Below are 12,931 nucleotides of genomic sequence, written 5' to 3' on the forward strand. Positions count from 1 at the left end.
TACCCTCCATCGTCGCTCAGTGGGCGGCGCCCGCCCGTCGGCCGGGACCTTCGGCCATCCGCCGCAGCGTCTCGAACGACAGGCGGTCCTCCAAGGCGAGGCGCACCTCTGTCTCCCGCTCGGCCGATCTTGCGGCTGCACCCATCGTGGAGGCGAGCCCACCGCAGAGCTTGACAGCGCTCTGGCTCCGGAACTCGTCCAAGGAAGTGCGGGTGCGAACCGAACCCAGGAACCGATCCGCCTCGTCCTCACCACGGATGCGTTCCAGCAGGACATACGAAATCCCCGCCGCGTCACCCGTCCCTGTCATATTGGTCTGGGCATTCAGTTTCAGGGCCGACTTCGCCAGGCTCACCAGCGCGTACCCCGCCCGGCTCCCATCGAGCCGGAAGCCGACCCTGTCGTCCAGCGCGAGAGCGGCGAGCCCGGCGGCAGTCTGGGCGTGCCCCTCGTCGCGCATGCAGTTGGAGAACTCCACGAGGAAGCCTCTGAGGGCGGCGCGGGAGTCGCGGTAGTCGTGTACATGCTTGGCCAGGTCACGGGCGTACTTCACGGCCCGCTCGCCCCCCTCCGTCCGTAGGGCACGCAGCAGACTGACCCGTGATTCGAGCAGTGCACCCGTACCCTCGACGGCCCCCGTGGCCGCCCATACGGCATGGGGAACCGGAAGGTGGCGCGAGAGCAGGTAGGCCTCGCGGAACCCGTCGATCTCGCTGGCGTTCTGCGCCCTGAGGGCACCACCGGCCCTGCCCACCAGTGTGTAGACCTTCTGGGCGGAGCCGTCGCGGTGGAGCAACTCCACGACGGCATGCGCGATGGACGGATGGCGGGAGTAGACGCGGTCACCCGCGAAGGTGACCGCGGCCTCCCTGCCGAGGATCCGCAGGATCTTGCCGTCCGCGAACACCTCGCCCTTGCCGACCATTTCGGCGATCACGGAGCGGCTGGCACCCATGCCCTTGTTCCCGTCCCGGTCGAGGGTGTCCTGCATGACACAGATGCCGGCGAAGACGTCTCCCAGAGTCACGGTGTCGGTCAGATCGATGTCCCGGAGCTTACGCAGCAGATCCTCGACGCGGTGACCGAGATCGGCTCCATACCGCACATCGAGCACCGCCCCGAACAGTGTGTTGGTACGAGTCGCCATGGCACCGGCTGACGCGGCAAGACGCTCGGCTGCTTGTTCGGCACTGCTCAGGGCAGCGGGCAGCAGACCCATGGACTGCCAGGCGGTCGCTATGCCCACGGCGTCCTCGGCCGTGATGCCGTGGAAGATCACCGGGGTGACGCACTGCTGGAGGTAGTTTCCTGAGCCTTGCCACCACAGACGGTCGTGGCTGGCGAGCAGGAGCGCGAATCCTGAGCCGGGCTTCCCCCAGTGCGGTTGGGTGGCTACCAGCTCGTCCATGATCAGATCAGCTTCGTCGACGCAGATCAGGGTGCGTTCCGATGTGCTGCGCACCTCCTCGAGCCAGGCTTGAGTGAGGGGTGGCGCGCCGGGCTCGCGCCACAGCACCGACCACTCCGGCCGGGAGGAAGCCAGGGCCACGGCCACCTGACGTATGGCCAGCGACTTGCCCTCGCCGAGCGGACCGATCGCGACGACGCCACTGCCACCACCACTGTCCAGACACTTGACCAGCTCCTCCTCCAAAGTGCGTGTGGAGGACAGCACCGGCCATCGGCCCGGCTCCGCGTCCGCCCAGTCCGGCCGACGCCCGTCCGCGAAGGGGGCGGCCTGGTACGTGGTGTCGGCGACCCGGCCGGAGACTCTCGAATAGCCGAACGGGGAGGCTTCCTCCTGCGCCGCCGTGTCGTCGGCAGCGAGGTCGCCGCCGAAGAGCTCGTGCCCGTCGACTCCGAGATAAAGGGTGAAACCCGGCGCTCCCACCAGTTGGCCGAGGACGCCGTCGCCGATCGCGTCCGTCGCGTTCGATTCGTAGGCGGCCCAGAGAACCTCTGCCTGCAGCAGGTCCGCTTCATTGAGCACACGGGTGCGCAGGCTCTTCATGAACCCGTCCAGCCATCCGCTGTAACCGACGACGAGCACGACGGAGTTGGTGAGCAACTGCTGCAGCACACTGTCGAGCTGAGGCCGGTCCGCGGTGATGCGGGAGGGAACGTTGCTTGTCGCGGGGCCGGTCCAGTAGCCATGGATATGGAGGACGGGGTGAGTCGTTGCCTCCCGCAGTTGGTCGGGTGTGGGCGCGGAGTCGGTCGGAACCGGGATCGGCACGGCACTCACCCCGGCTTTGGTCAGCGCTATCTCGATCAGAGGGTCGAAGTTGGTGGTGATGACCGGACCACGCATCCGGCCGGGCAATGAGGCGAAGAACTGGGCGAACTGTTCGTAACCTCTCGGAATCGTCCAGGCATCGAGGTCGCGGACGAGTGCCCGGCACTGGTCTTCGTCCTGGGCGACCTTGGCCACATCCTCGGCCGGGACTTTGACGCACGCGCGGAGTACGGCGGTCCGGATGGCGCGCATCACCCTCGGCTCACCAGCCTGCTTGGTCAGAATGGCCGCCGCGTTCTGATACTTGAGCCCCGGGTCGGGCAGCCCGTCGAGGGTGGCGTCGAACCGTGCTCGGCCGGCGCGCGGTACGTGCTCACGGAACAGCTCTGTCAGTTCCGGGACTCCCGGGAGCACCGCGTTGCTGATGCCCGAACCGAAAACGGTGACCAGGCGGCGGTCCGCCTCCTGTGCGAGCACGTCCAGGCGGATTCTCAGGTCGAAGAGGTCACCGAAGTCGATGGGGTTCATGTGAAGATGTAAGCACCATGAGTGCGCGGCTAGGTGACGTTTCGTCAACTATTCTCTGGAGAGGTCACGGACGGCTGTCGCCCCCTGGCCGGCGGGAAGCCGACAAGGCAACTGCGGCAAAGCCGGGGAAGGAGAGACAGCGCCGGTGAGCCCGCTGCTGATAGGTGCGACCGCCCTGCTCATTCTCGTCGGGGTCGGGCTTCAGATATGGGTGTCGGGATCCGCTCGGATGGGCCGCCAGTACGCTCTGCAGCTTCCCTCGGCGCTGCTGTACGCCCTGGCGGGAGCCTTGTTCCTGTTCTCGGCGTTCCCCGACTCGACCGCCGAGGGGCGAGCCCTGGGGTTCAGCCTCGGCGGGGCCGCGGCGTTCGCGGCGTTCTTCCTGCTGGCGTCCTTCACCTGGCTGTCGAAGACCCGGGACCGGGACGAGCTGGCGGCGGAGATCAAAAGGCTGAAGAGACAGAACGCGGAATTGCGCAGGGAGCTGGCCGGTGAACGTCCTCGAGCGGCGGCGCCGCGGCAGCTGATGGCCGGCACGCGACACGAGGTGTCCGTGCGTGGTGCGCGGGGGCACCGGTTGGGGCTGATCACGGGGAACCTCGTCAATGTCTCCGGAGTGGACGTCTGGGTCAACACGGAGAACACGCGCATGGAGATGTCGCGCATCAATGACCCGACCATTTCGGCGGCCATCCGTTACCACGGCGGCCGGAGGGACGCCGGGGGACACCTCACCCACGACACCATTGCCCTGGAGTTGGCAGAGCGCATGGGAGGGCAGGCTCAGGTGGCACCGGGTCAGGTCCTGGTCACCGGCCCGGGGGAGCTGGCGAGAACCCACCAGGTCAAGCGCGTCATTCATGTGGCTTCCGTTGAGGGGGAGCCGGCCTCGGGCTTCCGTCCCGTGCTCGACTTGGAGCGTTGTGTCCGCAACGTCCTGGCCGAGACGGACCGCCTCAACGATGAGGGCGAAAGCCTCCGCTCCATTGTCCTGCCCCTGCTTGGCACCGGGGGAGGCAACAATGACCTGCGGAAGACCGCGGACACCCTGGCGGCTGCCGTGACCGGGTACTTCAGATCACACCCTGCCTCCCGGGTGCGAACCGTCTACTTGCTGGCCTACACCGACGTGCAGGCGGCCGTGTGCGCTGCCGCGCTGGGACTCGATCCCGACCTGGCCTGACGCCCGGAGATCTGAGATCGAGCAGAGCCTTTCGTCCCTCGGCCGTCCGTTCCTCGTCGCGCATCGAGGCGCGTCAGCCCCTCGCCTGGTCCAGGGCTGCCCGCAGGTGGCCGTCCGTGTGGGTGAGGAGGTGGGCGGCCGTGGGGGCGTCGATGTCCGCCAGGAGGGTGAGGATGGCGATCTTGACCTCGCCGTCGGTGGCGGCCAGGGCCTTCTCGATGTCCTCCTCGGGGGCGCCCGTGGCCAGGGCGACGATACGGCGGGAGCGGGCGCGCAGCTTGTCGTTGGAGGCGCGCACGTCGACCATCAGGTTCCCGTAGGTCTTGCCCAGGCGGATCATCGTGATCGTCGAGATCATGTTCAGGACCAGCTTCTGGGCCGTGCCCGCCTTCAGGCGGGTGGAGCCGGTCAGCAGTTCCGGGCCGACGACCACCTCGATGCCGTGCTCGGCGGCGGCCGCGAGCGCGCTGCCGGTGTTGCAGGCCAGGCCGACCGTCAGGGCGCCGCGCGCACGGGCGTGCTCCACCGCGCCGACGGCGTACGGGGTGCGGCCCGAGGCCGAGACGCCGACCACCGTGTCCCGGGCCGTGAGCCCCAGCGCGTCCAGTGCCTCGACCGCCAGCTCCCGCGAGTCCTCCGCGCCCTCCACCGACGTCACCATCGCCTCCGGGCCGCCCGCGATCAGGCCGATCACCTGGGAGGGCTCGGTGTTGAAGGTCGGCGGGCACTCCGAGGCGTCCAGCACACCGAGCCGGCCCGCCGTGCCCGCGCCCGCGTAGAGCAGGCGGCCGCCGCGCGCCATCCGCTCGGCCACCGCGTCGATCGCGGCGGCGATCTGCGGCAGCCGCTCGGCCACGGCGGCGGGCACGGTGGTGTCCTCGGCGTTCATCAGCCGCGCGATCTCCAGCGTGGGCAGCCGGTCGATCTCCGACAGCTCCGGCCGGAACGCCTCGGTCGTCAGCGACTCCAGCTCGGCGCGCAGCTGGTGGTAAGGGGACGTGGAGGTCATGGGCGGGCGACTCTCTTCGTGCGGGGCGGTGCGATGCGGTGCCTGCGGAGATTTGGGGCGGGACGGTGCCTGCGGAGGTGTGGGGCGGTGCGGTGCCTGCGGTGTCCGTGGGGCCGGACGGTGCCGGCGGGGCGAGGTGGCTGATCGGTCTGGAGGACGGGCCGGGTCAGCGCCGCGTTCCGCCGCGCGGGCTGTGCCGGTGGGCCAGCGCCTCGTACGACGCCGCGAGGGCGGGTGCCGTCGTCTCGTACGTCCGCTGCGCCACCCCAACGAACAGGCAGTCCACCACCAGCAGTTGGCTGGTCCGCGAGGACATGGCCGCCGGGCGCAGCTCGCTCTCGCGGGCCGTGGACGTGGTCAGGACGTGATCGGCGTACTGCGTGACGGGCGCGTCGGGCCTGCCGGTGATCGCGACGGTGGTCGCACCGCGCTCGAAGGCCACCCGCAGCGGCTCGATCACGTCCCCGGTGGAACCCGAATGCGTGATCGCGATCGCCACGTCACCGGCGCGGAGCTGGACCGCGTTGGTGACGGCGAGGTGCGGGTCGCTGTGCGCGTGGGCTATCAGCCCTATGCGCAGCAGCTTCTGCGTGAGGTCCTGGGCGACCAGGCCGGAGGCGCCGATGCCGTACACGTCCGTGCGGCGGGCGGTGGCCAGCGCGGCGACGGCCGCGCCGAGCTGCACGGTGTCGAGTCCGGCGGCGGTGTCGGCGAGGGTCTGCTGCTCGTCGTAGGCGAGCTTGGCCACGACGTCGGCGATGGGGTCGTCCACCGCGATGTCGGTGGTGATGGCGGGCGCGCGGCCCGACTGCTGCTGGGCGGCCAGGCCCGCGAGGGCGAGGCGCAGGTCGCGGTAGCCGGGGTAGCCGAGCAGGCGGGCGGTGCGTACGACGGTCGCCTCGCTGGTGCCGGTGAGCTCGGCGAGACCGGTGACCGTCAGGGCAGCGCAGCCGGCCGGGTCGCCCGCGACCGCCTCGGCGACGCGCTGCATGGAGCGCGTCATGGAGGGCGCGAGCGTACGGACCTTGGCCGCGAGCGCGGCGGGCGCGGGCGCCCCGGCGCCGCCGACGGCGCCCGAAACGCCGGGTGATGCCGACGACCCGGCCGGTACGGCTCCGGGGGTGGCCGCCGGGGCGCCGGGTGCGCCGGATGCCGACTGGGGGCGGGAGACGGAGGGGGTCCCCGTCCCCGGGACGCGGGAGCCTCCCGCTCGCTGGGACGCCGCGGCCGCGTGCGCCACGGGCGCCCGGTATCCCGAGGCGGCCACGGGGCGTGGCGGGGCCGCCGGCGCGGCCGGCGCCGCGGCACCGCCCGCCGGAACACCCGGGTTGGCCGGGGCGCCCGGGGCGGCTGGGGTGGTCGGCGGCGTGTGGCCGACCGGCTGGGTGCCCGAGCCGGCGAAAATTTCCTTCACGTTCTGGGTCACACCATGAAAGATATTTTCCGTGCGGAGGTGTGGTCAAGAGTGCGCACAATGGAGGCATGGACCCCATCAGCCCCCTGGAGCAGGCCCTGCACGCCGCCCGCGCCCTGGTCCTCGCCGACCTGATGGCCGGCGAGGTCGCCGAGGCCGACGTGGTCTCGCTGGTGGAGGAATCCGTCGCCCAGCGCCGCTGGTGGGTCGAGCAGTGGCCGGACGGCGCGTGCTTCGTGGCGGGGCTGGTCGCCCAGGACGTACAGGACGCGCTCCTGGAGCGGTACGGCCGCTGGCCGCTGTGCCCGGTCTGCGGCTACGGCGACCCGCACGCGCTGGACGTGGAGCCCGAGCTCGGACCCGACCCGCACTGGGTGTGCTCCAAGGCCGGGGTGAAGGTCGCCCCGGTGGGCGCGCTGGCCCGCGCGGCGGGCGGGAAGCCGTCCTCGTGACGGTCTACATCGACCCGCCCACCTGGCCGGGTCACGGCCGCATGTGGTCCCACCTGGTCAGCGACGTGTCGTACGAAGAACTGCACCGGTTCGCCGCCGCACTCGGCGTGCCGCCGCGCGCCTTCGAGCGCGACCACTACGACCTGCCCTCCCACCGTTACGCCGACGCGGTCACGGCCGGTGCGGTGGAGGTCAGCAGCCGCGAGGTGGTGCGGCTGCTGCACGTCTCCGGGCTGCGCCGGCCCAAGGGCCGCGCTCAGACGGACCCGTCGTGGTCCTGGGTGCCGCGCAGCTCGTAGACGACGAGGTCCTCGCCGCGCTCCCTGCCCCGGGCGACGGCCGTCTCCGCGTCCTCACCCATCGGTACGAACCCGGCCCGGGTGACCACCCGCTGGGACGGGAGGTTGTCCCGCGCGATCGTCGCGATCAGCTGCCGCACGTCGTCGCGGGCCAGTGCCCACGCCGACAGCGCGCGCAGCGCCTCGGTGGCGTAGCCGTTGCCGCGGGCCGTCTCGGCGAGGTCGTAGCCGACCTCGGCCCGGCCGTGCTCGTCGGGCGGGCCGTGGAAGCCCATCGCGCCGACCGCGCGCCCGTCCTCCCGTCGTACGAGCACGTACACGCCCCACTCGGGCCGGTGCGCGCCGGCCTCGTACGCCTTCAGCACCATCCCCGAGGCCCTGCGCGTCCCCTCGAAGGGCCCGCCGTCCACCCACTCGAAACCGCCGTCCCCGCCAAGATGCAGATCCCGCGCGGAAGCAGGGCCGACCCCTTGCAGGGTGAGCCGTTCGGTGCCTATGCGCAGGGTGCTCTCGTGCCCGTCAGGCTTCAACGTCATCTTCGCCCCCGTGTCGTCCGGTACGACCGACACGATGACACAGGTCCGAGACGCCGGCTGGGGAAGGCGGACATGGGGTTCGACGGGCTGTTCCCTCGCGGAGCGTGATCCTTCCCGGCAGGTACTGCCGTCGACGCTGGTCCGGGCGCGTCACGACGTCAGCATTTCCAGTTCCGCCCGCACGTTGTACCTGGCCGTGGGCTCCCAGTGCTGCTGGGCGTGGGGGGTGTGGAACAGGTGGGGGAGGGCGAGGAGTTGGCGGAGGACGGCGGCGCGGCCCTCACGGAAGGCGTCGTTCGGCACGAAGTGGTACTCCTCGCGCACGGCGGCCGTGTACGCGGCGTACGCCGACGGCGGCGCGCCCAGGATCGCGAGGTCCGCGTCGCACAGCACCTGGCCGTCCCGGTCGTCCTCGGCCGGGTCGTGCCCGACCGTGAGCCGCACCAGCCGCGCCACCTGAGCCGTCTTCGCCTCCGGCACTCCCGCCTCGGACAGCGCCCGCTCGGCGAGCCGGGCCGAGCGCTCCTCGTTCTCGGAGCGCTCGGGCAGGTACACCGCGTCGTGGAACCACGCGGCCAGCCGCACCACGTCCACGTCGTCGGCGTACTTCTCCAGCACGTCCACGTGGTCGAGCACCGCGGTCAGGTGCGTGAGCGTGTGGTAGTGCCGCTGCGGCTCCCGCCAGCGGGCGAGCAGATTGTCGGCGTACGGCACCGGGTCGGGGCCCTCGGCGGAACCCCGGGCGCCCAGGAGGCACCGGGTGAAACGGGAGCGCAGGGCGTCGGCATCGACGTGATCGGCCATGGATCCATTGTCCCTTTCCCCTGCGGGCACCGCCCCGCCCTGTGGACAACGGACAACCCCTAGCGTGGATCCATGACTTCTGCTGACCTGCAAGAGGCAAGGGACCCCGAGCTCCCCGGGCGGCTGCTCATCAGCGAGCGGGACGCGCTCATCCCGCTGCTGCGGTCGCGGCCGGACGCGGACTTCGCGCTGGCGACCGCCGCGTGTCCGGGCTGGACGGTACGGGACGTGCTGGCCCACTGCTCCGCCGCGCTGACACGGGTGGTGGAGAGCCGGTTCGAGAAGGGGGTGTTCTCACCGGAGTCCAACGACCGGGACATCGCCGAGCGGGCCGACTGGTCCAACGCCCGCGTCGTGGACGAACTGGAGCGCGGGATGACCGAGGCCGGCCCGGCCATCGCGAAGGCGGGCGGGGTGCTCGACGTGCTCGCCCTCGGCGAGTGGGTGCACGCCGGCGACGTACGCGAGACCTTCGGCGCGCAGGGGGCGTACGCCGGTGACGGGCTGCCGTACGCGCTCGCCCTGCTGACACGGGTGACGCGCGAGAAGGGGCACCTGCCGCTCCACGCCGACCTCGACGACATGGACGAGCCGCTCAGGCTCGGCGACATCAGCGGGGAGCGCACGCCGGCGCGTTACATCGGCGACGCGGCCACCCTCGTACGGCTCTACGCGGGGCGCCCGCTGCCCGCGTCCGGGTACGAGCTGGCGGGCGCCCGGGAGGGGGAGCTGAACATCTTCGGGTGACATCTCGGATGACTCTTCCGGTGGGCGGTTCACCGTGCCCGGGCCCCCTCGGCGTACCCTGAGATTGGACTAGACCTGTCAGCCCCAGGGGAAACCGAGGAAAGAGGTCCCATGAGCATGCGTGCAGCAGTCCTGGAGGTGATCGCCCTCGACGCCGAGGACGCGGTCGCCGCCCAGGCCGGAGGCGCGGACCGCCTCGAGCTGGTCACCGACATGGCGGCCGACGGGCTCACCCCGCCCGCCGGCACCGTCGCCGCGATCCGCGCCGCCGTCGACATCCCGCTGCGCGTGATGCTGCGGTTCGCGGACGGCTTCGCGGCGGGCGGCGCGGGAGGCGTGGAGCGGCTGGTCCGCGCCGTCGGCGAGCTGCGGGCCGCCGGGGCCGGGGAGTTCGTGCTCGGCTTCCTCGACCCGGCCGGCGGGGTGGACCTCGCGGCCGTGGAGCGCGTGGTCGCCGAGCTGGACGGCTGCCCGTGGACCTTCCACCGCGCCATCGACCGCGCCGCCGACCGGCACACGCTGCGCCGCCGGCTGGCCGGCCTGCCCGGCCTGGACACCTACCTGACGGCGGGCGCGGCCGGGGGCGTGGACGACGGGCTGCCCGTCCTGGTCGCCGAGGCGGCGCGGGGCGGGGAGCCCGGTTACGAGCAGCGGATCATGGTGGGCGGCGGTCTGCGACTGGACCACGTGCCGCGGCTGCGGGACGCCGGGATCGACGCCTTCCACATCGGCGGGGCGGCCCGGTCCGGCGGCTGGGACGGGCCGGTGTCGGCCGCGGCGGTCGCCGAGTGGCGGTCGGTGCTGGACAGCGAGGTGCTGCCCAGTCCTGTCGTCTGAGCGGCCGAGGGCGGCCGAGGGGCCGAGGGGCCGAGGGCGGCCGAGCGGCCGAGGGCCGTGGGTGGCCGAGCGGCCGGGCGTTCCGTTGGCCCGGCCCGGTGCCGGCCCGGCCCGGACGGCCGGCTCAGGAGAGCTGGGGCGGCAGTGGTCCCGTGTGGGTGACGATCAGGCCCGAGACGGCACGGGTGAGGGAGACGTAGAGGCGGCGCAGGCCGGTGCGCTCGTCGGGTTCGCCGTCGACCACGGCCTGCGGTTCGTCCAGGACCACGTAGTCGTACTCCAGGCCCTTGGCGAGCGAGGCCGGGACCAGGGTGAGGCGGGTCTCGGCGGTCGTCTCCTCGCCGGGGGAGAGGAAGGGCAGGCCGGCCGCCGCGAGCGCCTCGGTGAGGGCCGGGACGCGGGCGTCGGCGGCGATCAGGCCCGTCGAGCCCTCGTTGGCCAGCAACTCCCGGCAGGCTTCGACCACTTCCGCGTCACCTGAGGTGCGGCGGATCTCGAAGAAGCCGGGGTTCTCACGGACCGAGGCGACCGGTGTCAGGCCGGGGGCGATGTGCGGGAGCAGCCGGGAGGCGTACGTGATCACGTCGTTCGGCACGCGGAAACCCGCCGTCAGCTCCTCGATCACGCCCTCGGACTTGCCGAGGTGGGCCAGCGCCTCCTCCCAGGTCCGGGTGGCCCACGGCGTGGTGCCCTGGGCGAGGTCGCCGAGGACGGTGGCGGAACCGGTGGTGCAGCGCCGGCCGACCGCCCGGTACTGCATGGGGGAGAGGTCCTGCGCTTCGTCCAGGACCACGTGCCCGAGGGAGTGCGTCCGCTCGACGAGGTCGGCCGCCTCGTCGATCAGCACCGCGTCCGCCGTCGACCACTTCGCGGACTTCACCGACCGCACGGGCCGGTCCCACAGGATCGTCTTCTGCTCCTCCTCGGTGAGGACGCCGTCGGCGTGCTCGGCCAGGAAGCCGGCGTCGCCCAGCAGCCGCAGCACCAGTTTCGCCGGGTCGACCGGCGGCCAGACGGCCTTCACGGCCGCCTTGACCGCCGCGTTGCGCGCGACCGCGTCCTGCACCCTGTCGTCGGGGGCCTCGCCCGCCCGCTCCATCTGCACCAGCACGGCGTGCGCGATGCGCTGCGGCAGGGCCTCGCGGGCCGCGCCGTAGCGGATGCCCCGGTCCAGCAACTCGCGGACGATCTCCTCCAGTTCGTACGCCGGGACGCGCCAGCGGCGTGAGCCGCGCACCACGACGACCGGCTCGGTGGGCATCGTCACGTGGGAGTACACCGCGCGGCGCAGCACCTCGGCCATCCGCGCGTCGCCCTTGACGATCGCGGCGGCCGCGTCGTCCGCGCCCCGGACCTCGACGTGCGCCACGAGGTCGTCGACCGTCGCCTGGCGCACCGTCAGCTCGCCGAGCGCGGGCAGGACTTGCTCGATGTAGTGCAGGAACGAGCGGTTCGGGCCGATGACGAGGGTGCCGGTGCGGGCCAGGCGGTCGCGGTGGGCGTAGAGGAGGTAGGCCACCCGGTGCAGGCCGACGGCGGTCTTCCCGGTGCCGGGGCCGCCCTGGACGCAGACCGTGCCGGACAGCCCCGAACGCACGATCTCGTCCTGCTCGGGCTGGATGGTCGCCACGATGTCGCGCATCGGGCCCACGCGCGGGCGCTCGATCTCCCGCTGGAGCAGCTTGCTGGCGGTGGCCGCCTCCGCCGGGTCCGACAGGTGCTCGTCCTCGTACGCCGTGAGGTCGCCGCCGGTGTAGCCGAAGCGGCGGCGCAGCCCGACGTCCATCGGGTCCTTCCTGGACGCCCGGTAGAAGGGCTGCGAGACCGGGGCGCGCCAGTCGATGACCATGGGGTCGCCGTCCGCGTCGTGCACATGGCGGCGCCCGATGTAGAACCGCTCCCCTTCCGCGCCCTCGGCCCGGTCCGCGCCGGGCGCGTGCAGGTAGTCGAGGCGGCCGAAGAACAGCGGGGTGTCGCTGAGGTCGGCCAGCGCCTTGATGCGCTCGTCGATCTGGCGGGCCAGGACCCTGGCGTTGACCCAGTTCGCGGCGACGTCGGTGATGTCCAGCGACTCGACCTCCTCGCGCATGGCGCGCAGGGCGGCGCGCGAGGCGGAGAGGTGGTCGCGCTCGCGGGTGAGGGGGTCGCGCCCCTGGGCGAGGGGGGTGGCGGCGGAGCGCGCCGGGGAGCCGGCGGGCGTGGGCGCGGGTGACAAGGAGTGCCTCCGGAGTGACCTGCGGGACGGGCGGTGCGCCAAGTGGCCGCGCGGGCGGTGCGCGCGGTGCCAGGTGGCCGCGGTGTGCCGGCCGGTTTCCGTCCGGTCGGCGGCGCTCCGTGAGGGAGGCGGGCAAGAGCGGAGATTCTAGGACGGCGGGGCGTGCGGAGGCCAACGGGTTTTTCCGTCGCGGGCCGAATGCCGCTTCCCCTAGGGGAAGGCGTCCGCCCGGTGGAGCGCGGAGCGGGGGGCCGCGTCCCTCCGGAGGGGTACGCGCGGGGCCGGGAGATTGGCTCCGGAGACCGATGCGGGTCTTATGTCCGCGGAGCCACCATGGAGTCATGAGCGCAGCGACCATCCACCCAGCACCCACCGCCCGTCCGGCCGGTGCCACGGCCGTCGAGGCAGGCCGGCACCACCCTCACCGGCTGGGCGACGCCCTGCACGCCGTCAAGGTGTTCGCGGGCGCCACGTTCGACGTCGTCATCCTCGGGGAGTACGGCGAGGAGGCAGGCGTACGCCGCAAGTGACCAACTAGGGTCGGTCCGTGACGAAACGGACGGAGAAGACCCGGACGAAGCGGACGGTGGCCCGCCGGTCACATCTGGCCACCTCCCTGGCGTCCGCCCTGGCCACCTCCCTGCCGGCCTCCCTCGCCCTCCTCGCCGTCT

11 protein-coding genes and 1 pseudogene are annotated in these 12,931 nt (G+C 72.3%); 6 read left to right on the plus strand and 6 right to left on the minus strand.

Annotation, left to right across the window (positions count from 1 at the left end; genetic code table 11):
* Positions 1 to 16: 16 nt before the first annotated feature.
* Complete coding sequence (locus tag IE217_RS19690) at positions 17 to 2,764, minus strand: P-loop NTPase (protein WP_190179212.1); 2,748 nt, start codon at positions 2,762 to 2,764, stop codon at positions 17 to 19.
* Between the two features lie 145 nt (positions 2,765 to 2,909).
* Here IE217_RS19690 and IE217_RS19695 point away from each other — a divergent pair, with 145 nt between their 5' ends.
* Positions 2,910 to 3,947 carry a macro domain-containing protein gene (locus IE217_RS19695; RefSeq protein ID WP_190179213.1) on the plus strand — a complete coding sequence of 346 codons (1,038 nt, stop codon included), beginning with the start codon at positions 2,910 to 2,912 and terminating at the stop codon, positions 3,945 to 3,947.
* Between the two features lie 73 nt (positions 3,948 to 4,020).
* Here the strand turns inward: IE217_RS19695 and murQ are convergent, their stop codons facing one another.
* Together murQ and IE217_RS19705 are read right to left on the minus strand one after the other, a co-directional pair.
* Positions 4,021 to 4,956: an N-acetylmuramic acid 6-phosphate etherase gene (gene murQ / locus IE217_RS19700; protein ID WP_190179214.1), complete on the minus strand. Its 936-nt coding sequence runs from the start codon at positions 4,954 to 4,956 to the stop codon at positions 4,021 to 4,023.
* A gap of 166 nt (positions 4,957 to 5,122) precedes the next feature.
* On the minus strand, positions 5,123 to 6,223 hold the full coding sequence (locus IE217_RS19705) for a MurR/RpiR family transcriptional regulator (protein WP_373298081.1): 1,101 nt from the start codon (positions 6,221 to 6,223) through the stop codon (positions 5,123 to 5,125).
* A gap of 215 nt (positions 6,224 to 6,438) precedes the next feature.
* Between IE217_RS19705 and IE217_RS19710 the strand changes: the two genes are divergently transcribed.
* Together IE217_RS19710 and IE217_RS19715 are read left to right on the plus strand one after the other, a co-directional pair.
* On the plus strand, positions 6,439 to 6,822 hold the full coding sequence (locus IE217_RS19710) for a DUF8819 family protein (RefSeq protein ID WP_190179215.1): 384 nt from the start codon (positions 6,439 to 6,441) through the stop codon (positions 6,820 to 6,822).
* Positions 6,819 to 7,121 (plus strand): DUF4031 domain-containing protein, encoded by a 303-nt coding sequence (locus tag IE217_RS19715; protein WP_190179216.1) that lies wholly within the window; start codon positions 6,819 to 6,821, stop codon positions 7,119 to 7,121. The genes IE217_RS19710 and IE217_RS19715 overlap by 4 nt, the downstream gene beginning before the upstream one ends.
* Here the strand turns inward: IE217_RS19715 and IE217_RS19720 are convergent.
* Positions 7,079 to 7,618, minus strand: a pseudogene (locus IE217_RS19720) (GNAT family N-acetyltransferase); the annotation flags it as partial. The gene IE217_RS19715 and the pseudogene IE217_RS19720 sit on opposite strands and share 43 nt — an antisense overlap.
* Positions 7,619 to 7,807: 189 nt before the next feature.
* Positions 7,808 to 8,461, minus strand: coding sequence for an HD domain-containing protein (locus tag IE217_RS19725; RefSeq protein ID WP_190179218.1), 654 nt, complete (start codon positions 8,459 to 8,461; stop codon positions 7,808 to 7,810).
* 72 nt (positions 8,462 to 8,533) lie between these two features.
* On the opposite strand from IE217_RS19725, the gene IE217_RS19730 reads away from it, so the two are divergent.
* Complete coding sequence (locus IE217_RS19730; protein ID WP_190179219.1) at positions 8,534 to 9,208, plus strand: maleylpyruvate isomerase family mycothiol-dependent enzyme; 675 nt, start codon at positions 8,534 to 8,536, stop codon at positions 9,206 to 9,208.
* 111 nt (positions 9,209 to 9,319) lie between these two features.
* Entirely contained in the window at positions 9,320 to 10,045 is a 726-nt protein-coding gene (locus IE217_RS19735) for a copper homeostasis protein CutC (protein WP_190179220.1), read from the plus strand.
* A 124-nt stretch (positions 10,046 to 10,169) separates the two neighbouring features.
* Here IE217_RS19735 and IE217_RS19740 read toward each other — a convergent pair whose 3' ends face one another.
* Positions 10,170 to 12,260 carry a HelD family protein gene (locus tag IE217_RS19740; protein ID WP_190179221.1) on the minus strand — a complete coding sequence of 697 codons (2,091 nt, stop codon included), beginning with the start codon at positions 12,258 to 12,260 and terminating at the stop codon, positions 10,170 to 10,172.
* Positions 12,261 to 12,601: 341 nt separating this feature from the next.
* Between IE217_RS19740 and IE217_RS19745 the strand changes: the two genes are divergently transcribed.
* Entirely contained in the window at positions 12,602 to 12,790 is a 189-nt protein-coding gene (locus tag IE217_RS19745; RefSeq protein WP_190179222.1) for a hypothetical protein, read from the plus strand.
* Positions 12,791 to 12,931 lie beyond the last annotated feature (141 nt).

Source organism: Streptomyces naganishii JCM 4654, assembly GCF_014650575.1.
Taxonomy (GTDB): domain Bacteria; phylum Actinomycetota; class Actinomycetes; order Streptomycetales; family Streptomycetaceae; genus Streptomyces; species Streptomyces naganishii.

Excerpts from the sequence above, each read along its gene's own strand:
- IE217_RS19745 (WP_190179222.1), top strand. The coding sequence starts at position 12,602 with ATGAGCGCAGCGACCATCCACCCAGCACCCACCGCCCGTCCGGCCGGT.
- IE217_RS19730 (WP_190179219.1), top strand. The coding sequence starts at position 8,534 with ATGACTTCTGCTGACCTGCAAGAGGCAAGGGACCCCGAGCTCCCCGGG.
- murQ (WP_190179214.1), bottom strand. The coding sequence starts at position 4,956 with ATGACCTCCACGTCCCCTTACCACCAGCTGCGCGCCGAGCTGGAGTCG.
- IE217_RS19725 (WP_190179218.1), bottom strand. The coding sequence starts at position 8,461 with ATGGCCGATCACGTCGATGCCGACGCCCTGCGCTCCCGTTTCACCCGG.
- IE217_RS19735 (WP_190179220.1), top strand. The coding sequence starts at position 9,320 with ATGAGCATGCGTGCAGCAGTCCTGGAGGTGATCGCCCTCGACGCCGAG.
- IE217_RS19710 (WP_190179215.1), top strand. The coding sequence starts at position 6,439 with ATGGACCCCATCAGCCCCCTGGAGCAGGCCCTGCACGCCGCCCGCGCC.
- IE217_RS19690 (WP_190179212.1), bottom strand. The coding sequence starts at position 2,764 with ATGAACCCCATCGACTTCGGTGACCTCTTCGACCTGAGAATCCGCCTG.